This is a genomic window from Gluconobacter sp. OJA (assembly GCF_039638325.1).
GTDB lineage: Bacteria > Pseudomonadota > Alphaproteobacteria > Acetobacterales > Acetobacteraceae > Gluconobacter > Gluconobacter cerinus.
Genome location: NZ_JBDIWI010000004.1, coordinates 14,453 through 38,428, shown reverse-complemented (window position 1 = coordinate 38,428; position 23,976 = coordinate 14,453). Strand labels below are relative to the sequence as shown.

24 protein-coding genes are annotated in these 23,976 nt (G+C 59.1%); 18 read left to right on the top strand and 6 right to left on the bottom strand.

Translation table 11 applies throughout. From position 1 onward, the window contains the following. Nucleotides 1–7: 7 nt before the first annotated feature. Entirely contained in the window at nucleotides 8–3,112 is a 3,105-nt protein-coding gene (locus tag ABDK75_RS15335) for an ATP-binding protein (protein ID WP_346004420.1), read from the top strand. Nucleotides 3,113–3,152: 40 nt separating this feature from the next. Here ABDK75_RS15335 and ABDK75_RS15330 read toward each other — a convergent pair whose 3' ends face one another. Together ABDK75_RS15330 and ABDK75_RS15325 are read right to left on the bottom strand one after the other, a co-directional pair. Beyond that, nucleotides 3,153–3,440, bottom strand: a complete 288-nt coding sequence (locus ABDK75_RS15330; RefSeq protein ID WP_408874443.1) for a type II toxin-antitoxin system RelE family toxin — start codon at nucleotides 3,438–3,440, stop codon at nucleotides 3,153–3,155. After that, the gene (locus ABDK75_RS15325) at nucleotides 3,397–3,693 is read right to left on the bottom strand and encodes a type II toxin-antitoxin system RelB/DinJ family antitoxin (RefSeq protein WP_077804200.1); all 297 of its coding nucleotides are present in this window, start codon (nucleotides 3,691–3,693) and stop codon (nucleotides 3,397–3,399) included. The genes ABDK75_RS15330 and ABDK75_RS15325 overlap by 44 nt, the downstream gene beginning before the upstream one ends. Before the next feature lie 225 nt (nucleotides 3,694–3,918). Between ABDK75_RS15325 and ABDK75_RS15320 the strand changes: the two genes are divergently transcribed. The 10 genes from ABDK75_RS15320 (at nucleotide 3,919) to ABDK75_RS15275 (ending at nucleotide 13,500) form a co-directional block, all read left to right on the top strand. Continuing rightward, nucleotides 3,919–4,371: a DotD/TraH family lipoprotein gene (locus ABDK75_RS15320; RefSeq protein ID WP_346004419.1), complete on the top strand. Its 453-nt coding sequence runs from the start codon at nucleotides 3,919–3,921 to the stop codon at nucleotides 4,369–4,371. Further along, nucleotides 4,364–5,362 (top strand): type IV secretory system conjugative DNA transfer family protein, encoded by a 999-nt coding sequence (locus ABDK75_RS15315; protein WP_346006347.1) that lies wholly within the window; start codon nucleotides 4,364–4,366, stop codon nucleotides 5,360–5,362. Before ABDK75_RS15320 ends, ABDK75_RS15315 begins: the two co-directional genes overlap by 8 nt. Then, nucleotides 5,359–6,525 carry an ATPase, T2SS/T4P/T4SS family gene (locus ABDK75_RS15310; RefSeq protein ID WP_346006346.1) on the top strand — a complete coding sequence of 389 codons (1,167 nt, stop codon included), beginning with the start codon at nucleotides 5,359–5,361 and terminating at the stop codon, nucleotides 6,523–6,525. Before ABDK75_RS15315 ends, ABDK75_RS15310 begins: the two co-directional genes overlap by 4 nt. After that, on the top strand, nucleotides 6,525–6,773 hold the full coding sequence (icmT, locus tag ABDK75_RS15305) for an IcmT/TraK family protein (RefSeq protein WP_064273037.1): 249 nt from the start codon (nucleotides 6,525–6,527) through the stop codon (nucleotides 6,771–6,773). Before ABDK75_RS15310 ends, icmT begins: the two co-directional genes overlap by 1 nt. Further along, nucleotides 6,770–7,189 carry a hypothetical protein gene (locus ABDK75_RS15300; RefSeq protein WP_346006345.1) on the top strand — a complete coding sequence of 140 codons (420 nt, stop codon included), beginning with the start codon at nucleotides 6,770–6,772 and terminating at the stop codon, nucleotides 7,187–7,189. The genes icmT and ABDK75_RS15300 overlap by 4 nt, the downstream gene beginning before the upstream one ends. Further along, entirely contained in the window at nucleotides 7,186–7,683 is a 498-nt protein-coding gene (locus tag ABDK75_RS15295; protein ID WP_346006344.1) for a lytic transglycosylase domain-containing protein, read from the top strand. The genes ABDK75_RS15300 and ABDK75_RS15295 overlap by 4 nt, the downstream gene beginning before the upstream one ends. Continuing rightward, the gene (locus ABDK75_RS15290; protein ID WP_346006343.1) at nucleotides 7,680–8,843 is read left to right on the top strand and encodes a hypothetical protein; all 1,164 of its coding nucleotides are present in this window, start codon (nucleotides 7,680–7,682) and stop codon (nucleotides 8,841–8,843) included. Before ABDK75_RS15295 ends, ABDK75_RS15290 begins: the two co-directional genes overlap by 4 nt. Further along, the gene (locus tag ABDK75_RS15285; RefSeq protein WP_346006342.1) at nucleotides 8,840–9,280 is read left to right on the top strand and encodes a hypothetical protein; all 441 of its coding nucleotides are present in this window, start codon (nucleotides 8,840–8,842) and stop codon (nucleotides 9,278–9,280) included. Before ABDK75_RS15290 ends, ABDK75_RS15285 begins: the two co-directional genes overlap by 4 nt. 4 nt (nucleotides 9,281–9,284) lie before the next feature. Beyond that, nucleotides 9,285–11,600, top strand: a complete 2,316-nt coding sequence (locus ABDK75_RS15280) for a type IV secretion system DNA-binding domain-containing protein (protein ID WP_346006341.1) — start codon at nucleotides 9,285–9,287, stop codon at nucleotides 11,598–11,600. Between the two features lie 538 nt (nucleotides 11,601–12,138). Next, nucleotides 12,139–13,500: a hypothetical protein gene (locus ABDK75_RS15275; RefSeq protein ID WP_346006340.1), complete on the top strand. Its 1,362-nt coding sequence runs from the start codon at nucleotides 12,139–12,141 to the stop codon at nucleotides 13,498–13,500. Between the two features lie 48 nt (nucleotides 13,501–13,548). On the opposite strand, the gene mobF is transcribed toward ABDK75_RS15275, so the two are convergent. The 3 genes from mobF to ABDK75_RS15260 are packed head-to-tail and all read right to left on the bottom strand — an operon-like array spanning nucleotide 13,549 to nucleotide 17,841. Next, on the bottom strand, nucleotides 13,549–16,725 hold the full coding sequence (mobF, locus tag ABDK75_RS15270) for a MobF family relaxase (RefSeq protein WP_408874442.1): 3,177 nt from the start codon (nucleotides 16,723–16,725) through the stop codon (nucleotides 13,549–13,551). Beyond that, nucleotides 16,722–17,072: a hypothetical protein gene (locus tag ABDK75_RS15265; RefSeq protein WP_346006338.1), complete on the bottom strand. Its 351-nt coding sequence runs from the start codon at nucleotides 17,070–17,072 to the stop codon at nucleotides 16,722–16,724. The genes mobF and ABDK75_RS15265 overlap by 4 nt, the downstream gene beginning before the upstream one ends. Before the next feature lie 10 nt (nucleotides 17,073–17,082). Then, the gene (locus ABDK75_RS15260) at nucleotides 17,083–17,841 is read right to left on the bottom strand and encodes a Bro-N domain-containing protein (protein ID WP_346006337.1); all 759 of its coding nucleotides are present in this window, start codon (nucleotides 17,839–17,841) and stop codon (nucleotides 17,083–17,085) included. Nucleotides 17,842–18,289: 448 nt separating this feature from the next. Here ABDK75_RS15260 and ABDK75_RS15255 point away from each other — a divergent pair, with 448 nt between their 5' ends. The 5 genes from ABDK75_RS15255 (at nucleotide 18,290) to ABDK75_RS15235 (ending at nucleotide 21,715) form a co-directional block, all read left to right on the top strand. Next, nucleotides 18,290–18,844 (top strand): hypothetical protein, encoded by a 555-nt coding sequence (locus ABDK75_RS15255; protein WP_149026844.1) that lies wholly within the window; start codon nucleotides 18,290–18,292, stop codon nucleotides 18,842–18,844. A gap of 115 nt (nucleotides 18,845–18,959) precedes the next feature. Next, nucleotides 18,960–19,805, top strand: coding sequence for a hypothetical protein (locus tag ABDK75_RS15250; protein ID WP_077804183.1), 846 nt, complete (start codon nucleotides 18,960–18,962; stop codon nucleotides 19,803–19,805). Next, the gene (locus tag ABDK75_RS15245) at nucleotides 19,805–20,371 is read left to right on the top strand and encodes a hypothetical protein (RefSeq protein ID WP_077804182.1); all 567 of its coding nucleotides are present in this window, start codon (nucleotides 19,805–19,807) and stop codon (nucleotides 20,369–20,371) included. The genes ABDK75_RS15250 and ABDK75_RS15245 overlap by 1 nt, the downstream gene beginning before the upstream one ends. Nucleotides 20,372–20,480: 109 nt before the next feature. After that, nucleotides 20,481–21,284: a hypothetical protein gene (locus tag ABDK75_RS15240; RefSeq protein ID WP_346006336.1), complete on the top strand. Its 804-nt coding sequence runs from the start codon at nucleotides 20,481–20,483 to the stop codon at nucleotides 21,282–21,284. A 35-nt stretch (nucleotides 21,285–21,319) separates the two neighbouring features. Beyond that, nucleotides 21,320–21,715: a hypothetical protein gene (locus tag ABDK75_RS15235; RefSeq protein WP_346006335.1), complete on the top strand. Its 396-nt coding sequence runs from the start codon at nucleotides 21,320–21,322 to the stop codon at nucleotides 21,713–21,715. Nucleotides 21,716–21,799: 84 nt separating this feature from the next. On the opposite strand, the gene ABDK75_RS15230 is transcribed toward ABDK75_RS15235, so the two are convergent. After that, complete coding sequence (locus ABDK75_RS15230; RefSeq protein ID WP_244901505.1) at nucleotides 21,800–22,078, bottom strand: hypothetical protein; 279 nt, start codon at nucleotides 22,076–22,078, stop codon at nucleotides 21,800–21,802. Between the two features lie 126 nt (nucleotides 22,079–22,204). Between ABDK75_RS15230 and ABDK75_RS15225 the strand changes: the two genes are divergently transcribed. Both ABDK75_RS15225 and ABDK75_RS15220 read left to right on the top strand, forming a co-directional pair. After that, on the top strand, nucleotides 22,205–22,420 hold the full coding sequence (locus ABDK75_RS15225; RefSeq protein WP_063905511.1) for an antitoxin VbhA family protein: 216 nt from the start codon (nucleotides 22,205–22,207) through the stop codon (nucleotides 22,418–22,420). A 7-nt stretch (nucleotides 22,421–22,427) separates the two neighbouring features. After that, nucleotides 22,428–23,903, top strand: coding sequence for a Fic family protein (locus ABDK75_RS15220; protein ID WP_346006334.1), 1,476 nt, complete (start codon nucleotides 22,428–22,430; stop codon nucleotides 23,901–23,903). Nucleotides 23,904–23,976: the final 73 nt, after the last annotated feature.

The following is a 23,976-nucleotide window of genomic DNA, read 5'->3' as shown; positions in this document are numbered from 1 at the left end:
GTTTCCAATGTCTGGCTTTTTGACCGAACTGCTTGCCAGCGCGAGCCTCTTCCTTCGTCAGCCCCTCGAATCCTTTTGCGATGTCGAGACCAATCATACGGACGCCGTCCATCAGGACCGGCTCGTGACACTCCGGGGCGAGTATGTCTCTGTCCTGCGCGTCAATGGTCTGCGCACCATGTGCTCGCGTGCAGACGTGGAGGCCGTCGCCGAACAGCAGCGCATCGAACTTCAGGGCCTGCTCGAGGGCACCGGTCATGTGATCGAAGGCTGGTATATCTCCGACCCGGATCAGGCCCGCGTCGCCGTGGATCTGCTGGCACTCAACGGGTGTGAGCAGATTTCGCGCATGATGAATGCCGACTTCCACGACATCATCAATGAGCGCCGCCTGCGGTGGCCTCAGGTGATGCGGTGGGAAGATGCCTGCTACATCCTGTGGACCCGACCCGCCGTGCTGACCCGCGAAGAAAAGAAACAGGTGGCGGCGGAGCGGAAAGATCAGGTCAAGGCCTGGCCAAAAGCGGGGAGCGGTCAGCGCTTCACACTGCGCTCCGAACTCATGGCAGGCCGACATGATGCGTTTGTGGCGCGTGTGCAGGACAGCATGTCAAATCTCGGCATCTCCACAACACTGCTACGGGCCGATGAATCCATCACGCTGGCGCGTGAAACGCTCTACCGAGAGACGGCCGGAAGCGGCTGGAAGCCCACGCTGGTGGGCGACCCTGTCATGCCGCGTCTTCCGGATGACGAAAAACAGAGCAAAAAGACCGAAAACCTGCTCTGGCCGTCCCTGCGCGATCAGATTTTCAACGCGGATGCCGAAAATCAGGGCGGCCAGCTCGTGACGGTCGGTGACTACACCTATGCGCCCGTGGACATGCTTCTCGGCCCCGAGGATCCGCGCCCGTTCTCGGAACTGCTCAACACTCTGGGCCGCAAGCGTCTGCCCTGGCGCAGTTCCATGATCCTCGAAGGCGGTGGCAAAGCCGCGTTCGCTATCAAGGAAACAGGGGCCACCATGCTTGGTATGTTTCCGGGTAACAAAGACATCACGCGGGCTTTTCAGGCCATCAAACGTATGCGCGAGACGGAAAATCATAATTCCGTCCGGATGCGGATGACCGCCAGCACATGGGCACCGGTCGGCGAAGACAAGCTGCTGCGTCGCCGTGCGGCCGATTTATCTCAGGGCCTCGAAAGCTGGGGCGGCTGCAAGACCACCCGTGTTCCGGGCGACCCGCTTGAGGCCGCCATGGGGTCGGTGCCGGTGCTTTCTCTGGGTTCCACGGCCACCCCGGCTCTTGCGCCTCTGGGGGATGCCATGGGCATGATGCCGTGGATGCGAAGCGCCTCCCCCTTCCCGCAAGGTTCCATCCTCTTTCGCAAGCCCGATGGCGGGATCTGGCCGTTCGATCCGACTGGCGGCGGTGTCCGTGAACATATCGCGGATATTATCGTCGCCCCTCCAGGCAGCGGTAAGACCGTGCTCGGAAACACCATTCTTCTCGGCCTGCTCCTGAGTTCTGCGGCCATGGGCAATAATGGCGTCAAGCTGCCGCTGCTGGCGAAGCTGGACATCGGCCATGCGTCTCTCGGCTTTATCGAAATGGTCCGCAACGCGCTCGGGCCGGATCGTGCCCATGAGGCCATCTTCGTGGAAATGCAGATGGCGCCCGGCTTTGAGGTCAATATCTTCGACCTTCAGGTGGGCCTGGAATATCCGCTGCCGCTTGAAGAGGTCGCCATCGACAACTTCGTGTCGCTCTTGGCCACGCCGCTGGATGGCAACCCGTTCGAGGGCATGGATCAGCTCGTCGGTGACGTGATTGCGGAGGCCTATCGTCAGTGCACGGGTGTTGCCGGCGGCAATCCGAAGCACTACCGCGAGGGCATCGAACCCAGTGTGGATGAGGCCATCCACCACCTCGGCCTCCAGCTCCCGCACCATGCTGCGGCCGAAGGCGATCTCGACAGCGCGGATCCGACCTGGTGGCGTGACGTGGTGACGGCCCTGATCGCTGCGGGCGAGCATCGTCTGGCGGGGATTGCCCAACGTCACGCCGTTCCGGTTCTTCAGGATCTGATTGCCGCGGCCCGCGCGCCGGAGATCTTCAATCGCTATTCCAAGATCATCCTGCCAACACACGAGACGCTCATTGATGCGTTCGAGCGCTATATTATGGCGGCGATTAAGAAATATCCGACGCTCTCCGAGCCGACCCAGCTTGATCTCGGTGATGCCCGGATTATCGTATTGGACCTGGCCCGTGTCGCGCCACAGGGATCAGAGAGTGCAAACCGGCAGACGGCCCTGATGTATATGCTCGGCCGTTACCTGATCGGCCGGAACTTCTTCCTGCATCCGGAATATGCGGATCTGCCGGTCATGCCGGACAATGTGCGGGAGTATCATCGCAGCCGCTTCACCGAGATGAAGGAGACGATCAAGCGCCTCGATTTCGAAGAATGGCATCGTCCCAAGGAGGCCCCGCAGGTTGATAAGCAGGCGATCCGGGACGTTCGTGAAGGCCGCAAGCACAACGTCCAGCTTTCGTTCATCAGCCAGCGCAGCGGCGACTTCAGCGCCGATCTCGTCGGCCAGTCCACGGCCCGCTGGATCCTGAAATGCGGCGACGAGCGCGAGGCCAACGAGATGATCGAGAACTTCAAGCTCACGCCTGCCAGCGCCTATGTGGTCCGCAACCGCCTGCCCGGTCCAGGCCGCAACGGTGCGCCGTTCTTCGTGGTGATGAACGCGGCCGAAGGAAAATACGAGCAGCTTCTGGTCAATGTGCTCGGCCCCATTGAACTCTGGGCCTTCTCCAGCACGCCGAACGATACAGCGCTGCGCTCGCGTCTCTTTGCCCGGATGCCCTCAAGTCGCGCTTTGCGGTGCCTTGCCATCGTGTTTCCAGGCGGGAGTGCGGAAAAGGAACTGGCACGCCGCAAGGCTCTGGCGATGAAAAGCTCGTTTCTTCAGGACGAACAGGCTCAGCAGGGGGTCATGGATGCTCTGGTCGAGGAAATCCTGTCAGGCCAGGGGATTGCTGGGGGATTGTACGAGCGCCTGGAAGCCATGGATGAGCAACAACGGGCGGCGGCTTAGGCCACACCGACAAAAGAAGGGGGCAAGAGCCCCCCTGTTTTCACAATCGGATTTTTGCAGTTTCATAAACTGCACTTTTGTCGCGCTTGCCGACAGCGATCAAAAGCACTCTGATCTCCTGATCATGCACCTGATAAACGCCCCGGATGCCATCATCACGCAGTTTGATTTTATAACAGTTCGGTAAACCGCGTAGCTTGTTCTTTGGAACATGGGGGTTGTGCAGGATCTTGCGAAGTTTTTTTACAAACCGTTCTGCAACGCTATAATCCAGAGCGTACAGTTCATCCCTTACGACTTCCGGGATGTCCAGAGAGTAGATCGTCAAGGCTCACGTTCCTCATAATTTCCCCCGGGTTCTTCAGGCGTTTCTTGACCAGATCAAGAAGAACGGCGTCATCGTCGCTCACGACTTCCTTGCGGATCGGCAGACGGTTGTTTCTGACGACATATTCAAGAACGTCCCGAAACAGGTCAGCAGGCGTCGTTCCGAGTTCCTTGACCTTCCTGAAAGACTCTTCTTTGAAATCGGCTTCGAGCCGCATTCCGAAATGGGCTGTGTTTGCAGTGATCTGGGGCATCGTGTCGGGATCTCTCTTTACTCTGCGGCACTCACTGGCACTCGCGTATCTTCTCTATGGGACCGACTTACTAAAAATATCTGTCAAACATATGTTCAACAAAAGCAACACAAAAAACATCGGGGTAAACAAGACTTATCACTGAGTGGCGATGAACCGCCGTAAAGTTTTTTCTGAAAGTCGCAGATCGACCCGCGATGATCCTTCCAACATCTGGAGGGATCCATGCGACACCACTACCTTCTGACACCCGTTCTTCTGCTGGCCCTCTCGGCCTGCGCCACCAAACCGCCCGAGCCTGTCGCGACAACAGGCATGGCCAATCCCGAGCTTGCGCTGCAACGCGCCATTGCCACGACCGACGCGGATCTGGCCCAGCTCGGCACGTTGCGCCCTACCCCGCCGCCCATGACGCCGGATCCCGGCCTTCCGGCTGACCTCAAGCGACAGGTCTGGTTTGTCTGGCAAGGCCCGCTTGAGCCTGCGGTGCGCAAACTCGGCAAGGACATCGGCTACAGCGTGACCGCGTTCGGCCCGCATCGGAAGGTGATTGTCCAGATCAATGCCGTGGCCCCGGTGATTGACCACCTGCGCACGCTCGGCGAGCAGGCGGGAGAACAGGCCACCGTCTCTGTCGATCCCCTCTCCCACGCAATCTCGGTGACGTACCATGGCTGATCGCGCCTTGCTTTGCGGCCTCGCAACGGCCGCCCTTCTCGCATTCCCCTCCCTCGCAGGTGCGGCCGACAACGGCACCATCATGCCGTCCACCAGCTCTCTTCCTCCGCCAGCCCGGAGCGGAACGCTCGTTTCCATGCCAAACCCACCTGAGCCAGGAGCGGATCAGGTCAACGCCAACGATGAAGCCCTAGGCAATCCGGCCAACACCCCGGTCACAGGCGCGCTTCAGCTCGACCGCATCACAGGCGGCGAGGCCCCGCCGTCTCTCGAAGCCTTGCAGGACGCGCGGCCGAACGATGAAGCCGGCGACGATCTCAAGCCGGGCCGACGCGAGCAGATCCGTCAGGCCGCACTGACCTACGGCGCACAGGGCGGACAGGCGGCGCGATCTTTCGCCATCAACGAAATGCTGCGCCACAACGAGCCTATCCTCGACACGACGTTCGATTTTCGCCCCTTCGTCCTGCCGGTGGGTGACGGCCAGACGCTGATGCAGCCCCCGATCGTGAGCCAGGCGCAGATGGCGTTTGCGCTGAACGATACCGGCACCATCGCCCATGAAAGCCGCTGCGTCTTCGAGATTACCCGTGAGGCGCAGCTCACCTCTGCCGCGCCGAACTGGCGGACCTATCTCGTGCGGTCCTGGAACAAGCCGCGTCATCCGGCCTCATCCGCTCTGCCGCATACCGACAAGGAAGTGCGGCACTGGAACGACTGGGTGGCTGAAGGCTGGGCCTCCGGAGAAAAGGTGGCAGATGAGATCTACCTGTCCGATCTCTCGCGTCTTCAGCGCGACATCACCGGCATGGCCCGCTACCGCGTGCTTCTGCGGGCCGGTCGTGTCGAAGAACCGCGCGTGGTGTTCGAGAACCGTCAGGCCGTGGGCGGCGGCGACAGTCTGCATCTCGGCGACCGCGTCATCCGGATCACCGGACAGCCCGGCCTCCAGGCCCGCACCCGCGTCGCCTATCCGGAGGACTGCCGATGAGCGCCGTCCTCAAACTGCGCGACACCGAAACCTGGGCACACGAACGGGCGAAGCGAGAATACCCCTGGGTTGCTGAAGCCCGGAAACATGCGCCCGGTCTCGATGACTTCCTGAAATGGGCGCATGGCCTCGGCGCGTCGCGGATTGACCTGTTGACCGGTCATCGCGCCACGCTGACGGTTCATGGCCGCAACCGCTACGCCACCATGGACCCCACGACATCGCTGGATCTCAAGCAGATCGTGGATCACGTCTATGGCGCGGACGGCTCGGCGCGTGTCCTGATCAGCCTTCAGCTCGATACGGCCTATAGCGTCACGCTCAACCGCCGTGAGTCCCTGCGCTTTCGTATCAACATCTTTCCCGTGCAGACCATGCGCGGCCCAGGCAAGAATCTGGTCTTTCGGCCCATCCCGACCCTTCCGCCCAGTCTGGATAAGCAGCGGGTCGAGCAGGAGATCCGCGACACCAACCTGCTCAGAAGCGGCATGGTGCTCACGGGAGGATCGACGGGTTCGGGCAAGACCACGCTACAGTTCGGGCTGATCCATGAGCGGCTGATGGATCCGACCGTCTCGTGCAACATTTCCACAGGCGAGCAGCCGATCGAGTTCCTTTTCGATAGCCTCAAGCCGCCCAACGGCAACAGGATCACCCAGACAGAGATCCGTCCGCCCAATCTGACACCGCCCCTGTTTGTCGAGGGCTCCATGCGCCGTGAAAACTCGGATCTGGTCCTTGGCGAATGTCGTGACGGCCCCACCATGGAAGCGGCCATCAACTGCGCCATTACGGGCGGGAAACTCTCGACCACCATTCATGCTGATAACGGCCCGCTCATGATCCAGCGTGCCATTGCGCTGTGCCCACGGGCTGAACGCGACAACCTCGTGAGCGCGCTGGCGCAGTCCCTGCGCTTTGTCATCAACCAGCGTCTTCTGGAACGGGTCGGCGGGGGCCGTGTGGCTGTGCGCGAGTTCCTGACCTTTCATCAGGATCTGCGCCGTCAGCTTATGCGAACCGAAAGCGAGCTTTGGCCCGACCTTGTGGCGCAGGCCATCGAGAGCGACGGCCAGAGCTACGCCGTAGCCATCCGCAAAGCCCTGGAAGAGGGGGTGATTACTGAAAAGACCGCCAACGACGCCTGGAGGAGAGACGCCTGATGTGGCGCGCAACCGCACAACCTGTCCGCCTGGCCATCCTTGATGGCCGGGCCTGTCTCCCGCTCCTTGTGACGGTCACGTACTGGAGCTGGACGACGCTGTATATCGGCGTTCTGGGCACCGCCCTGTTTGCAACGATCAGCTTCTTTGGCCTGACACTGCCCGCTGCCCTCAGAACTGTCCGTCGCCTCATCACCGGCCCCGTCCGGTCCGGTCGGCCGACCTGGAAACGGAGGCGCTACGGATGACACCGTCTCCTGCCCTCACGCTCCTGTCAGACGTTCTGGTCCGGGCCATCGACCGGAAGGGCCTCGGCGTCATTCTGAGCGATGCCACCAACTCAACCCCTTGCGCCAGCACGGTCGCGGCGTCCAGCAGCGGTTTCCTGCCAGCGTTCCTGATCACCGCCGAGGCGCTGTGGTTTGAAATGACGCGGCACGGCTTTGGGCTGAAGCTGGTCGATGATCCTGAAGCCGCCCTCGGCGTGACCGTCCTCGACCACGACGCGCAGTCTGTCGTGACGGTCCTGCTTTGCCTGCTCGATGTGCTGGACGCGCTCCCGGTTCAGAACGGGCAGATCAACCTGTGCGATCTGAACGGCCTCTGGCAGGCGAGCATGGCGCGTCTTCAGCCGGTCTCTGTCCAGAAGGAGCAAGCCGCATGAAAACCCTGATTTTCTTTCCACTGGCCCTCGCGGCTCTCATGGCAGCCCCGGCTGCCTCGGCCGAGGACGATGGCGGACGCCAGATCGTGGCCTGCCTCAAAGAGTCAGCCCATAACGCGCATGTGCCAGCAGGCGTCATGCTGGTCCTGCTCTATGTCGAAGGCGGTCATCCCGGACAGGCCGTGCAGAATACGAACGGGACGTCCGATCTTGGCCCCATGCAGGTCAATACGATTCACGTCCCTGAGATCGCGCGGCACTGGCACACCACCCCGTCCCGCGCCTATGCGGCCTTGCGGAACAATTCCTGCGCCAATCTTGAGGCAGGCGGCTGGATCCTCGGGCAGGAAATGACCAAGGCCCGGGGTGATCTCTGGCAGGCCGTCGCGGGCTATCACTCCCACACGCCCCGCTTTGGCACGGCCTATCTCAAGCGCTTTTACGAGATTTCCCAGACCCTGATCCGAACCAGCCATCAAGGAGACCCGGCATGAGTGGCACAGCTTCGCGGTCCTCAGGCTCGCGCTCGTCAGGAGAACTCACCCTGATGCTGGCCGGTGTTGCGCTGATGGGCATGGTTGTCCTGGCCTATATGGTCTGGTCAACCTTCCACACCGAGATCAGCCGTTTTTACTGCAAGGCCCTGATCTGGCAGATCGGCATCCTGTCGCCTACGCCTGACCTTGCGCGTCTGAACCTCCAGCTTCACCAAGCCCTGCACCATCCGGCGTCCATTCGCCTGATCCAGCTCTATTACGGCCTGTCCATCGTCGGTCTGCAGCTCCGGTGGGTTGCAGTCCTGGTCGGGGGGATCTGCGCAGGTCTGTGTCTCTTCTTCGGGGAGAACAAGGCGCTGCGGGCTGTCCTCGATCTCGAAGGCCTGATTGCCGTGCAGGCAAAAATGTTTCCGACCCTGCGCGGGTTCGCCAAGCGCCGCATCACCCGGCTTGTTGCGCCGTCCACCGGGGCACCTCTTCCGGCCGACCCGGCCCTGACGGCTGACGAATGGCGCAGCCGCTTTGCCACGGCCGCCGATGGTAGTTTCAGCGAGGTCTGCGCGCAGGAGGCCTTCGAGCGTCAGCTCGGCCCGCACTACACAACGGCCGGTCCGGGCGCGGCCCCACCTGCGGCCCAGGTGCTCTTTGCGGCCTTTGCGCTGCACAAACTCAAGCGTCGCGATGAGGCCATGACCCTGCTCGGGCAACTGTCAGAAGGTCTGGCTGACGCAGGACTTGATGGCGATACCGGCCCGAAGGTCAGCCTGAAGGTGCCCGCAGAGGTCCTGAAGAACGCGCAGGACTTCCTTGCAGATCCCGATGTGCAGGCCACGATCGCGCAGAGCTGCGACCGTCACGGCTGGACCACGACCGCCCTTATGACGCTTCTGTGCGATGCCCGCTTTGAGGCTGGTGTGCTGGCGCCGCCCGCCTTCGCCATCGTCAAGCTGATCGACCGGACGCTTTGGTATGCCCTGCACTCTCTGGGCTACCCCAGTGAAAACCCGAACGAAGACGTGCATCCCAATCCCCGGATCGAAGCCGCTGGCGCCCGTGCCCACTGGTCCGAGGAACAGCGTCTGCGTCGCCCCCTCTACATCCCGGTGCTTGATCGCGCCCTCTCCACGCTCCGCTCCACTTGGAAGACAGTTTCATGACCCGCATCATTCTCCAGCACGGCCAGAACGCTCCCCTCACGCTTGACATCGAGGAGGGAAACACGGCCCCGATCCATCTCCATTTTCCGCAAGCCCTGCCGCTCGCGGCCGCTCAGGCCGAGATCGCCCCGGCTGGAGCGCAGACCGCCGCGCCTGGCCGGATCCGCCGCTTCCTGCCGGTTGCCGCAACAGCCGTCGTCTGCGCAGGTCTGTTGTACACCTTTGGCGGCCTGCACGCGTCGGCACCTACCATGCCGGAATCCGCACCTCTTCCGCCGTTGCCCTCCAGCGGCCCGCTGGAGACTCAGCCGCAAGCTGCGGCACCCACGGCACCACAGCAGATTCTGAAGGCGCTGCACCAGCCCGCGCATCTGGAAATGCCGTCCCCGGCACCCGCGCCGGCACAGGCCGGTTCGCCATTCGGGCTGGAGAACTGAAACCATGACGGCTCGCAAGATTGGTGCACCGCTTGGCCATCAGCAGGTCGAGCGGGGAAAGACATACCGCGATACCCGCCCGTTCTGGACAAAGACGAAGGAAGAGCTGCGTTCCCCTCTGGCCGGATGGCTTGGACTGGTCGGTGTTGGCCTGGGCTGGTTCGTGCCCGCGATAGATGGCGCGCTGATTCTCGCGGCCCCGGCCGTCGCGGCCTGGGTGGTGCTCCGTCCTGAGCGCCTCCCGCTCCACATGCCGCGTTACAGCGGGCTGAAGGATGCGAACGATCTCAACCCCAAAGATCGCAAGGCCCGTCAGGCCAACGGCATTCTCTATCTCGGTACGGAAGCCCGCACCCGACGCCAGCTTTGGATGTCCTCGGACGCAGCCCGTCAGCACGCGGCCATTCCGGGTACCACCGGATCCGGTAAGACCACGGCCATTGTCTCCCTGATGACGAACGCCCTGGCCCATGGCTCGGGCTGCATCCTTGTGGACGCCAAGGGCGACAACACGGTTTACGGCGATGTGCTGGCCCTTGCACGGCGGTTCGGGCTCGATGACCAGGTGCTGGCGCTGAACTTCCTCGCCGCCTCTGGCACTCGGGATTCCAACACATTCAATCCATTTGCCACCGGGAATGCGGACGCCATCCGCGAAATGCTGGTCAGCCAGCTTGGCGAACAGTCGGCCAATGATTCCAATGGCGTCTTCCGCGACCGCGCTGTCGGCCTCATCGGCACAGTGGTTCCGGCCCTCGTCTGGATGCGCGACACGCACGGCATCCCCATCAATATCGACGCGATCCGCTATGCGACCGACCTGCGCTGGATCGGCACCCTTGCCCGGCATAAGGTCTTTCTCATTCGCAATCCCGGCTCCAATCAGGCCATCGAGCGCAGGGTCGAGGATATTCCGGACGATGTGCTGTGGCCGCTTCAGGCCTATCTCGGTGAACTGCCCGGATATGATTCCTCTCTGGAGTGGAACGCCCAGAAAGAAAACAAGCCGTCCGAGCAGCACGGCTATGCCAAGATGTATTTCTCGCGCGTCTTCACCCAGCTTGGCGTGAGCCTTGGACATATCTTCAGTGCCGAGACGGCCGACATCATCATGCGCGATGTGGTCCTGAACCGCCGCATCCTGATCGTCATCCTGCCCTCGCTGGAAAACTCATCAGACAGTCTGGCGGGCCTGGGCAAGATCGTCGTGGCCTCTTTGCGCGGTGTCATGGCCCAGCTCCTCGGGGCAAAGCTGCATGGCTCTGCGAGCGAAGTGTTCAAGCTGAAGGCCGGAGCTGGTGATGCGCCATTCCAGATCTTCTTTGACGAGCTGGCCGCCTATGTCACGGACGGCATGGACCGGATGCTCGCCATGGGCCGTGGCCTGAACTGCATGTTCTGGATCTCGTTTCAGGATCTTCCCGGCCTGACGGCCCGGATTGGCGAAAAGGCCTTCTCCCTTCTCGGCAACGCGAACCTGACCCATGCACTGCGGCTTCAGGATGCCATGAAGACGCGCGAATGGCTGGAACAGCAGGCCGACAAGGTTGAGGTGACACAGGCAACCCGCGTGGAGAATGATGGCTACGGCTATTACAACGGCTCAGGGGCTGAGGTCCGCGAAGTCTCCCGCCTGCCCTGGAATGATCTGCAAAGCCTGATCGAAGGTGAGGCCGTGACGATGTTCGGCGGCCGCGTCATTCATTCCAAGACCTTCTTTGCCGACATCAATGGACGCTCCGGCGAGGTCCGACGCGCCCGTCCGGTCATGCTCCCCTCTCCCAAGTCGGGCCATGGTGTAGATCCGGACGCCGAGACCTGGGGCGTTGTCGAGACGCTGGAAAACGGCGACTTCCAGATCGAGACCTCTGGCTCGGACCTCCCGCCAGAGGTCAAGGCCCTGATCGGCAAGATCGCGAATAAAAATCACCGGGACGATCTGGCCCTGATGGGCGATGTCAGCACGAACCTGACGGAAATCGCATCGTACCTGCGGACTGCGACGACACAGGGACAGGCGGACGGAAGCACGCCGTTTGCAGGGATGCTGGCTTGGGCCCGCTACCATCGCGATGACAACAAGGATGAAAGCCTTGTGCCGTCTCAGCCCATGGACGGGGCCTTTCTGGGGAAGGTTGAACAACTGGAGCGCCTCGTGGGAAGCAGGACAGGGCGGACGCCTCGCCGGCGTGCTGTGCTGGTTCTGGCGACGCGCGATCAGCTTAGGGCTCTTCCGGCCAACACGGCTGGCGCCAAAGGGGCGAGCGAAAGAGAAATCTTGGCTGCATCCAAGACGCTTGGTGACAGACTTAAGGCGTGACTTATAGTGTCTATCAGGCATAGGCATAGGCATAGGCATAGGCATAGGCATAGGCATGGAGCCAAAAACGCGTTCTACACTATGTCCACCGTCACCCGCTTATGCATGGCACGACGTGCCGTGCATCCTACGTAACGCTAAAGCGCGGCGGTGGGTATACCAGAACCAGTGATTACAGTCTGATTCCACTTAGGCTTCGCTGGTATCGGGAATAATCTTAACTTTGGAACAGAGCGTCCATGTTGATGATCTTTGATAAATTTGTAATAAGATAGTCGATCTTCGTAGACTGAGTGATGCCATCTCAAAAACATAGCAATATTTTTGCTAAGCAAGAACAATAAATATATCATCCTATATCATCAAATCGAGGATAATAATGGATTTTTACGAACAGTATAAGCCATTCAGGAACTATATCCGTAACTTCGAGATCGTCGACAGCCTAAATGCTCTGAAGCACATATTGCTTTTCTTACAAGAAGACACCGCTCTTCCGTCATATTTTTGCTCGTGGCATAGAAGTAATATTTCCCTAATGAAAAAGCATATCCATTCATGGGAAATAGAAATTTTAATTCGCGAGGTGATATTAAACGGCAATACCTATGGCACTAAGACTCTCAGTGTTTGGAATCATTTCTTTAAAGCGATAGAAATGCTGCGAGAAATAGAAAATTTAGCGGCGACCGTTGGATCAATAAATAATAAGTTCGATAATTTAGAACTTGACCGTATTATTCACAGGCAAATTATATGGCAAAACGACCCTGAAGGACTATCAATTACGAAAGCCAGCATGGTTTTTGGAAAAGAAACTTTAAGAGAATTGATTGAAGAGGAATACGGCCTCGGAATTGAAAAAATATTACTCCTAATGATAATTTTAAAATCTATGATATCTAGAAACATTTACTTTGACACATCAACCAACTTTGATCGTTTTTCAATAAATCAAGAACAGTCTTGTCGGATATTCGAAAAAATAATAATCTCACTAAAAGACCTAAAAGAAAAGCTGCGTTTAACTCAACAATACAACGAGAACTGGGCATATACGTGGAATCCTCTAATCTCAAATCCTTTAATTATTTTAGATTCACAAAAACGGAACCACGTAATTTGTCCGATACCTATGTATTTACTAAGAAGATCAACGTCCGGTATTTTTTATGATCTCGTTAACAATGAACGTTTTACCAATTCTTTTGGATCCTCTTTTGAAAATTTCGTTGGGGAAATTATAAATACAGCTTGTGATAAAGAGCGGTTTTCTGTCACAAAAATAAAGCCATATACAGTAAATAAGAGTCCCAGACATGGAGTAGACTGGATTTTGTCCGATACATCAGCAAACTTATTTATCGAAACGAAGACCAAAAGATTAACTTTACAATCAAAAACAACTATAGACCCTCAACACATGGATAAGGATATAAAAATACTAGCTGAAGCCATCGTTCAAAATTATAAAAATATAAAAGATATATATAACGGCCTCACAAATTTCAATGTCAATGATCTCCCTTCTTATTCAATGATAATAACTATGGAAGATTGGTATTTCGTTAATCCGTATCTATCTCAAAGGCTCTTTCTTGCAGTTACTGAAAAGATGAAAGTTGAACATATTAATGTTGAATATTTAGATAAATACCCGTTCTCTGTTCTATCTTCCAACGAATTCGAATATGCTTGTCAGGCAATTGGAATAATAGGAATAAAAAACTGTATGGATAGAATCATCTATAAAGGGAAATTTGAACATTCCATAATACCGCGAGCGTCTCGTATTTTCTCCGATTTAAATGTGAAAAGCTTTCTATTTTCTGAACATTACGAGTCAATATGGAAAGACGAAATAATAATAGCAAAGAAGAAGATACGAGACCGAAGATAGAAAAATCCGTATAAAAATATCGGAATTTATATAATTTTCATGTTAATATTATAAAATGTCTGGGAACCTCGCATTTACAATTTTTGCTCTTCTCGTGCGCAGTTCTTGTTCGATATTTGGTACTGAGGGACCGGCTTGAATTAAAAGCTGCTCAATCTGCTTGTCCAATTCCTTCAATTTAGGCGCAGCGGTCTTCTCAAATGTAATCGCCTGCACGCGGTTGGCCACCTCGCGCCCATAATCCCGATCCTCCTGCGCCATCTCCTCCTGCATCTTACCGAGGCGGATCAGTTCCTGAACGTGCTTCTCCCGTTCCTCCTGCGACGTAAAAGGCAGATCCATGCCAAGCGCCTTATAAGGCTTGTTGGACATGCCCTTGGCCACATGGTTCCACAGATCGTCGCTGGTGATCTCCGTCGTGTCGCCTAGCGCCCGGCCATTACGCACGGCCTCGAACGTGGCGCCGTCCGAGATCATGGTCCAGGTCGTGCCCTTGGCCCGGCTCTCCGCCACGTAGGACGTGAACCCGGTTGCGGTCGCGACACCTCGTGGAAGCGCGTTGATATGCTCGTCTGAGGTGAGGCCCTGGGCGGCGTCAATGGTCATGGCATGACCGAAACCAAGCAGGATCCGGCCGGTCTTGTGGTCCTTCAGCCGACGCCACTCAACATCTGCCTCCCGACCATCCTTCATCCGGACGCGCAGGCCGTCCTTGCCGTGAGAGACAACCTCCACGACATCGCCGTTGTTACCAACCGTGGTTCCCTTCCCTTCGACCGCCCCCCAGGTGCGCCGAAACAGACGCAGTCTGTCTCCGGCCGCCACCTGAAGCTCATAGGCCTCGCCGCGCTGATCGACCGCATCGAGCTTGACCTCATCGCGGGAGATCTCCCCACGCTCTTGCAGGATCCTTCGGACGGCGCGGCTGAGATCGGCCGCGTCCTGATTGGTCAGGACCGACATGCTGATGCCACGCGTTGAACCGGACGCGGCCAGAGCGTCGCGGCGTGTGACATACAGCTCGGCAATCTGTTGCAGCACTTCGTCCTGATCGCCGCCGACCAGCCGGATCGTGCCATCCTCCCGCTTCATGTCGATCGCGCGGCGCACCTCTTCGAGGTGAAAGGCATTGCGGGGATCGTCCGAGTTTTCCTCGTCCCGGTTGGCGTAGGCTGCTTTCCCTTTGGGTCGAAGCGCTTCCAGCGCATCCGCATCGGGTTTCTCGCCACGGAACAGTCCGGCAATCTCACGATTGCGGGCGGTCGTCTGGCGGACCGTGGACAGCAGCTCCGGCATATCCTCCTTGGCTAGAACCCTGCGCAGGATCTCGACGGTATCACCGGCCTCAATGGACTGTGCCTGCTCCCGATCACCCAAGGCCTTGATGGTACAGCCGCTCGCGCGTTGCAGCTCCAGAAGCTGAAGCATCTGACGCGGCGCGATCTGCCCGACCTCGTCAATGACCAGCACCGTGTTCTCGTCCACGGTCTGCTCGCCTTTCTCAAGGCGGCTGAGGAACGGCATCATGGCGTAGCGCTGATGAATGCCGGCATCGCCAAGCGCATCGGCCTGACGCCAGGCCGTCGCAAGGCCGATCATCTCACGGCCCTTCTCCGAAAACCGGGTGTCGCGCTTCCAGGCATCCACGAGCGGCTGAAGCAGCGTTGTCTTGCCAGAGCCGGCAACGCCCGTGAGCATCGAGATCTTTCCGGCCTTCCCCAGAGCATAAATCGCTGCCTTCTGGGACTGGCCGTGCTCGTTGTCGAAATCAAGGTCGCAGCGCTCGATGGCCTCTGTGAGTTGGGCATCCGAAAGGGAAGCGCTGCGATCCGCCGAGGCCCGCACGGCTTCTTTGGCGAGCGTCTCCTCGACCCGGATCTGGGCCGTATTGGTCACGCGGACCCGATCGTTCTTCACGCAGGACACGAGGCTGACCTGTTCGCCCCGGACCTCAAGGCCCTTGTCCTCGATCAGTTTGACGACCTGGTCAATGTCCTCAATGCCACCTGAGATCCCCGCACCGATGAGGCCGCGTGCCGCGTACATCCGCAGTTTGTCGTGATCGAGCACGGCAGCCGTCTCGAACTCCTTGCCAAGATGTTTGGCCGCAAACGCATAGGCCTGCTCGTGTCGCTCCGCGACCGATAGTGCAGGAGCCTCGGATGTATCGAGAACGCTATGATGCTCCCACCCGATCTCGGCGGCACGCTCGCGCCAGGCCTGAGCGTCGTCGGCGGACTCATTTTTCTTCTGCCGATGTGCCAGACTGGCGGCCTTGAGCATCTTGTTCTTCAGCTCGGCCGTCATGGCGTTCCAGTCGTGACCTTCCTTCTCGGCATAGGCCCGAGCGGCCCGCGTCACCTCGGCCGTGCGGCTGGAGAACGCGTCACAGGCCTCTTGCGGGACGGTGGAAATGACGGTCGCCTGCTCTTTGGCGTCATAGGACTGCGCGATCCCGAGCTTACGAAGCTCATCCGCCAGTTCCGCCTGGAAGAAGGCTCCGAACTCATGGACGCGGGATCGCAGGCGCTTTGTGTCCAGCGAGCCTACATGGCCGCTGTCGGTGACGACGACATTGTAGAGCGAATTATGGATGTGCATGTGCGGATCGCCCCCGGTCGGGGCCTCACGCAGATAGGTCGTATCGGTCTCGGCATCATGCAGGGTCAGGGTCGGGCGAGACGTGCGGTGCCGGTAGGACGTCCAGGCGACTTCCCCGGCCTCTTCTCCGTCTTCCCCGCCGTGGCCGCGTCGGGCAAAGCCCAGCTCACGGGCCACATACTGCATGGTCGCGTCATTGGCCCGCTGCACTGCGTTCCAGATCGCGGCCCCTTCGGCCTGTGTTGGCGCAAACTCGGCAGCCAGCGTGACCGATTTGTGCGGGGCCATGGTCAGGTCGTAGGCGCTGATCTTCCGCTTGGCCTGTGACCATTGCTCGCCATTGTCGGCGCGCTTGCCTTCGAACAGGGCCGCAAGTGTTTCGGTCGTGGGCATGGCTCGCCGATCCACGCCAAGCACATCGGCCATCTTCTGGCTCATGCCCGGGTTGAACGACGCCCTGCCATCCCGGCCGAGGTAGTAGTTTGTCAGGCGCTGACCGTCGCCGTCAGGCACCTTGCCGGTGTCCGTGCGAAAATCGTGCTCCGGATCCGGCGCGCCCTCGGTGAAGTAGGCGGCCACGAACCGGCCGTTGCACTCCGCCGAGATCTTGCGGAAGGTCATCATGACGGGCGGCCGTCCTCTGCTTTCGGGCGAACCTTGCGGCCTTCAAGCAGATCGTTGTTGCGGGCGGTCGTATGGTCGATGCGCCTGATGACCGGCTCCTGATCCTTCATCAGCTCGACCAGACGCGCAAGAATGTCGTCCAGTGTCGGGCCGTCCCCCTTCTCCGAGGGGGTCAGAAGCTCAATCAGGATACTCAGCTTTTCGCTGATGAACCGGATCTCTTCTCCCTGCTCGTCAGAGCGCGAGAGAAGATGTTGAAGAAGCTCCCGATCCGAAACATCGGTCTCGGGAGCGCGGTCGGGGGTCTGGGTCTGATCTGTCATGAGGGCAGGATAGAAAGCCCTCATGCGACTGAGATCATTTCGTCAGGGCGTCAGGCCGTTCCCTCTCCCTCTGTGCGGTGATGGCCGCCTGCGTGACCCATTGCGCCAGTCGAGTGCTCAGAGAGATGGCCTGATCAAGCTGCTGGCCGCAGGAATTTTCTGTCACGGCCTTGTTCAGGATGACGTCCTCTGTTCGGAAGTTCCGCCACAAGGAGCCGACCAGTTGGGCAGAACTCACCAACGCCTGCACATCGGCCTGATCAACCTCGACAAGGATTTCGTCCAGATCTCGCGCTTCGATGTGAAGAGGCCGACCCGGCAGGTTCAGAACCATATACCGGCCTGGCAGTCGGAGCCTCTCTCGAAGCCGCATCATCTCGGCTCCCTCAACACCGGTCCGAGCACGGTCTTTGCCGAGGTAGGAGCCTGTCTCGAAAACTTCCGGCAAGACCGCATCGGTAACCCATCGACGGAAGGCCTTCGCATGAGGACAGCGAGAGACAAAGGTGAGGTGAAGGGCACCACTTCTGCTGACCGCGTTGACCGTCTGCAAACCTCCATGGGTCATCATCTTCATTGAAGTGTGCTCGTCATCATCCAGCCGCAGCATTGCATCGCGTGAATTCGAGAGCCCCAGTACCATGCAAACCTGGCTCGCCCGGAGCCAGAGTTTACCTTCGTGAACCACGCCCTCCAAACAGTGGTTTTGAAACATAAACTCGGTGGTACGGGCAGCATCATGAACTGGCTCTGCAGCGACAAATCCCGCTTCGGTATCCGTGTCCTTGGTCATGGATGGTCGGCTCCTGATGAGGCAGGCCCCTCACTGTGAGGTGGGCTTCTCTTCCTCTTTCGGCTGCCATGGTGCCGGGCCAGTCTGCGACTAAGATGCCTGAAATAACCGGCCTTGCGCGCTTTGGAGACAGCAAAGGGCGTCGTTAGTTCCGACGCCCTTCCAAGCCCGCACGGCGGAGCCGTCCGCACCAACGGTGCAATGGTCTATGAAGAAGCTCTTTTCTTTGCCTCATAGTTGCCTCGTCAATTCTCAATCATGCCTCGTAGTCGCTTCGCACTAGCCTCGAAATGGCTTCGGAGACGCCTCGTAGATGCTTCCATGATGCCTCGAACTTGACACGGAGATGCCTCGCCTGCAAAAGAGGTCCGACGCACCAGAGGCCGTGAAAACGGTTCAGAGTGCGAGGTGTGTCCAGAACGGACACAAAGCGGGGGCGAAAGTGATCATGTCCAAAGCACTGAGAGAGATTCAGGAGGCACACAAGACACGCCCTGCTCAACCGCACTCGAAAGCCGTCTATCAGTGGCTCAGAAAAAATCAGGACATCGTGTCTGAACTTCGCGAGGCGAAAATCGCCACCTGGGAGATGATCGCCGAAGCCGCGAAAAAGGATGGTGTGGAGGTCGAACTCTCTCCGGTTGGACTTGGGGCCATCAGAAAAATGTGGTCACGCCTCAAGAGCGAGCGAGAGAAAATCACAGTCGGAAAACCGGCAAACGACGCACCCGATCAGACGCCAGAACCGCCGAGCCGAACCCCGGCAGACTGGCGGCCTGCCGCTGTGGAAGAGTATTACGCGGAACGCGAAGAAAGACCCGTCGCGCCGCCACCTGCCGCCACGCCACAGGTGCCCGCCATTTCGGCCGCCGTAACGTCACCGTCCTCCAGAAACGCGGACCCGCATACGAACATTTCTGCTGAGGGTCGCCAGTCTCTGGAACACATCCGGGCAAAGCTCCGGGCGCGCAGAGAAGAGAAAAGAAGGCTCACGCCAGACTGATTTTTTTCTGAGCGGCGGAGTTAAGTCGCAGAATGGCCCGGCACTATGGCGTCTGAATGAGGAAGAGAAGCCCATCTCACAGTGAGGGGGCTGCCTCATCAGGAGCCGACCATCCATGACCAAGGATATTGCCGCCAAAGCCCCCACAGGCGCTGCCGACCAGAAGGCAGCCGCCCCCAAGCGCAAGCCGGTTATTTTTACGATCATTGGCCGTCAGCGGGTCGGGAAGACGACCCTGCTTAATGCTCTCGCCCAGACGATCCACGAGCAGGGCGGCACACCCGAAATCTGGAACACCGATCTGCTGAACCGGTCGCACTCCATTTCCAGTTTCCATGATGCGAAAAGCCCCACAGGCGGTGACACGAAACGTCAGCGGAAATGGCTGGAAGAAAAGATCCAGTCTCTCATGGAAAGTCGCCATGACGCCATTCTCGACATCGGCGGCGGATGGACAGCGCTGCATGAGTTAATCAGCACGGAATCACTGACACGCGCCCTCGACATGATGGGTATCACGCTCTCAGTGGCTTTCCTCATCGGCCATGAACGCGCAGATCTCGATTATCTGGAAGACCTCCAAACGAACAAGAAGTTCTCGCCCCGGAACGCCGCAGTCATTCTCAACGAAGGCCTTATTCCTCCTTCCCTGGACGTGGATGACGTCTTTGAAGAGGTTGCCATTCACCCCGCGGTTGTCGAAGCCATGGACAACGGCGCGAAGCTCGTCCTCTATCCGGCTGCCGAGCCCATGAAAGACGTCTGTGACCGAACGCTCACATTCCGCGCCTATGCCGAGGGTGAACAAAAGGACGGGTTCCCGACCACTTCAATCTTTGACCGGCTCGCGATTGACCGTTGGTATCGCCGTGACTTCCCGGTCTTCCTGCGGGAGCTAGGCGAGCCTCGTCTGCCGAATATGCCTAAGGGTCTCCCTGTTCCGGCCGAAAGTGACGTGTAATGTCTGACGGCCTTACCCAGAGGATTTCCGACTGTCAGGCCAGATTTGAAAGCTCACTGGATGCGCTCCGTGAGCAGACGCATCGGTGGACGCTTCGGCCGCGTTCACCTGAGGCCAAGGTTCTGGATGGCCTCATGATTCTGATGGAGATGAACAATCTTCATCAGGCCCTCCTCCTCAAGGATCGCGAACACTCCGAAGCAGCGCACAGAGCGCTGTTTCAGGAGGCCGAGAAGCGGATGGAGCAGTGTGTCGCGAAGTGTGAAAGCCTGCTGGATCAATGCACACGCTCGGCAACGGAGGAGGTGATTGAGGTCAGGCGTGCTCTCCATGAAGGCGTGGCAGCCTCTCGCCAGCTTCAGAAGATTGACGAAAAGACCGTCAAGGCAAAGGTCGCGGAAGTCCTTGGCACGGTCAAAGGCGAAATTGCCGAGAGCATGAAGGCCCAGATCGTGATGGCGGGCACCCGGGTTCGAAGGGACGAAATCAGCAAGCGGGCCGGATGGTTCGCCACCATGATCGTGGGCGGAACCGTCTTCGGAATTATCCTCGATCACCTCATTTAGGTGTGTCCGTTTCGGACACACCACCTCGCGCCATCAGACAGCGTTTCAAACAGCCCTCAAAGTCGCAGACGACAGACGGATACTGAGCACCCCAACACAGGAGTGCTCAATGCCGCCCCCCGTCAAACAATCCTTTCTGATCGCAGGTCTGGCCCTCTCGGCTGGACTTGGCCTCAGCGGTTCGTGCCAGGCGCAGTCGATCGAAGTGCCTAACGGCCTGCCGGAAGTCCCGCATGTCGTCTATCCGGAAGTCGGCCTGCCGAACTTCACGGTCCCAGCCGGAACCGTCCAGCAGATCGGCGGAGACGGTAAGGTCATCCAGACCACTCAGCCCGTTTCGACCGGATCGGATTCATTGCAAACGCTCTACAGCCGCGCATGGGGCTATCAGGCCGCTGACAATGCTTCTTCCCTTGGCGTGAACCCGGCTGCTTTGGCCGCGACGTGTCAGGTGGAGTCCGGCTGTCAGAATGTCTATACGGCCACCGGATCAGGCCACACCATCACAGGCGCGTTCCAGATGGCAAATGGCACATACACAGAGGAGATGAACAAGGCGCTCGCATCCAATCCAGGACTTGCCAGTACCATCACATCAGGCACAGCAGGTCAGCAGGATCCAGCCACACAGGCTGTTGCCGCCGCCCAATACATGAAGGAAGAAGCGACCACCTTGCAGGCGCAGGGGATCAGCAATCCAACGGCGCTGGACACGAGAGCTATGTATAATTTCGGTAGTCATGCGGGAGCTCAAGTTGCACAAGCCGATGACAGCGCCCTGATGTCGGACTTCATTTCCTCTACTGCCATGAGCAATAATAACATCTCATCAGGAACGACAGTCGGCGAATGGCGGCAGAGCACTGCGAACAAGATGGGGACCGGTGCAAACGCTCCCGTACTCCAGAGTTAAATGACAGAAGACAGAGAACCGGAGACCCAATCACCATGAAACATAAATTTCTCCTTCTGGCAGTTTTGGCGGCGTCTTATTCCTTCAGTGCATCTGCATCGCCGATCAAGCCTGTCAGCCCCCTAGCGGGATATAAGTGCCTGACTCTCAACGCGACAGATGCGCAGATGATGGATCCGAACTTCTCCATTCCATTCCGCGAAAGCCCGTCCGATCAGGCTGCGGTGGTGGCGCCTGCAACCACCCTCGTCCCGGTGAACACTGCCGTCCAGCCCGTTAACGGATATTATCAGACGGTAAACCTCGCACGGAAGACCATGTGGATTTCGGCGAAGTGGTTACAGCCCTATGCCAATGTCCATCCGGGACGGACCTGCACGCCATACGTCATGACCAACGGAAGCGTAGGCTTTGTTTTCGCTAACCAATAAAAAGAGGCAGCCTCCGGGCTGCCTTTTTCATATCCCCTGAGCCTGGACGTGGAGACACCGGAACCCACCACGTCGCGGGCAATGTCACCCGGCTTTGCGGATCTCGGCGAGAATGGGATCGGCCTTTCTCTGCCGGGGACAGGGATAGGCCAGATGGGCCGCTTCCAGATCCAGAAGCCACACGGACAGATCAGCCGGAAGTGAGGACGTGCCGTCCAGGCAGCGCCGGAACTGGTTGCGGTGCATATCGCATTTCTCGGCAGCCTGACGCTCGGACCATCCGATCCGGAACAGGGCAAGAGACAGGCGCGGCCCGGTCAGGTGCTTCGGGCGGCTATCGAGAGGGGAAAGGCTCTTCGTCATAAGAGCATCCTGCCGCCGCGTTCTGCGACTGAACGCAAAAAATCTCGCCTTGAAACACATCTTCAGAATGGCCTCGAACCACCGGAAAACCTTGCCATTCCGGACAAAAACCGCTATTTTCTTCCTATGAGTTCAGCCAAAACCCTCTTTGCTCCGACGCCTTTTTCCGCTCTTTCGGATGAAGAGCGCGCGCGCCGCCAGGACGCGGTCGAGTGGACTCTCGCGGCCCAGAGACGGCAGGGCTACACGCATGATCCGCTTATCGAGGATGCCTGCCAGTCGTTCGTTGCGGGGCAGATCGACCTTGCTGAACTGGGGCGGAGACTGAATCCCGCCCTCTGACGCGTCGATGCCTCCCGTCCACGGTTACACCTACCCGAACGTCTCCGACGATCCGGACCAGACAGACGTCCTGCGGAACCGGCTCGGCCTTCGCCGCCATTCCGAACTTCATCCTGAAGAATACCGCCGCACCAGCCACAGGATTCTGGAAATCCGGCTTGGAATGGGGCCATCCGGCTCTTTCGATGCCGACCACCTGAAGGCCATTCATCGGCATATCTTTCAGGACGTCTATGAATGGGCGGGCCACATGCGCCACGAAAGGCCGGTCGTGGACGGGGCACGGGTCGAACCGATCGGCTCGATGCGCAAAGGCGCGACCACCTTCCTGCCCGGCTCCCATATCGACATGGGCCTGACCGAGGCCTTCAAGCCCATCCGCGACCCGGACGTCCTGAAGGCCTCAACGCCGGAGCAGTTTGCGGCCATCGCCGGCAAGGTTCTGAACGAACTCAATTACGTCCACCCGTTCCGGGAAGGCAACGGCAGAACGCAGGAGGCGTTTGTCGCGGAACTCGGCCGTCATTACGGGCATAACATGGACCTCTCCGTCATCACGAGAGCCCGCATGGTCTCCGCGTCCATTGCCGGCACGCAGGATCCGGACCATCCGGCCATGGCGGCCCTGCTGACGGACGCCAGTTCGCCCGCCCGCACCCGTGCTCTGAAGGAGCTGATGCACGACATGGGCTCCGGCCCTGCCGCAAGGCCGCTGGATGACCTCGTCATCCGCACGGCCGCGCCTGGGGAAACTGTTTCGGGGATCTTCAAGACACGGACCAGCCTCTCCGGTGCGTTTGAAACGCCTGACGGGATCGTGGCGGTGCCTGTCGCGGATCTGCGAAACGCTGTCCGAAAGGACGGCGGGTACACCGTCACCGTGCAGTCCGATTTTTTGACGGCCTCTGCTGCTCCAGTGCTTCGGCCCGTACCGCGTCCGGTCATCCCGGCTGTCTTCGGGCCTACGGAAGAGAAGCGAGAAAGCGCGCTCCTGGCACGGGCGAAAGAGGACGGCCGCAAGGCCGCTGCCTCTCTTCATGCGTTTTGGTCGGCCCCGCCTTCCCTCGTCTGCCGCGACATCGAGACCGCGATCCGCCAGGAGGGCGGCGATGCAGCACAGGCCTTTACCGGCATGAAGGCCGGAGGCCCTCACGCGGCGCTTGGGGAGGCCATCAAACAGGAACTTCGGCATAATCCCGCTTTTGCGCGCGAGCTGGGCAAGGTCCAGAAGGACATGGCCGCTTATGGCGACAGTCGGGAAAAGGCCTTTGCGTTCGGCGCGGCTCACGGTCGGGAAACGGAAATCCTGACCGACCTGGCCGGGACGGATCGGGAAATCGCCCGCCATGCCAGCCGGACACCCACCTCTGAACCGGGCCGCTCGCTGAGTCAGACCCTGACCGGCCAGCCCGCCCTGACCGCCACGATAGACCCGACAAGCCGCCCGTCTCTTTCGTCTGCCCGAACACCCGGCCCCGGCTGATCGCCCCCTGTTTTCCTAGACCCATCCTGCCCGTGCGGCGAGCACACTGACGGCGACGAAAGAGGAATGGAGG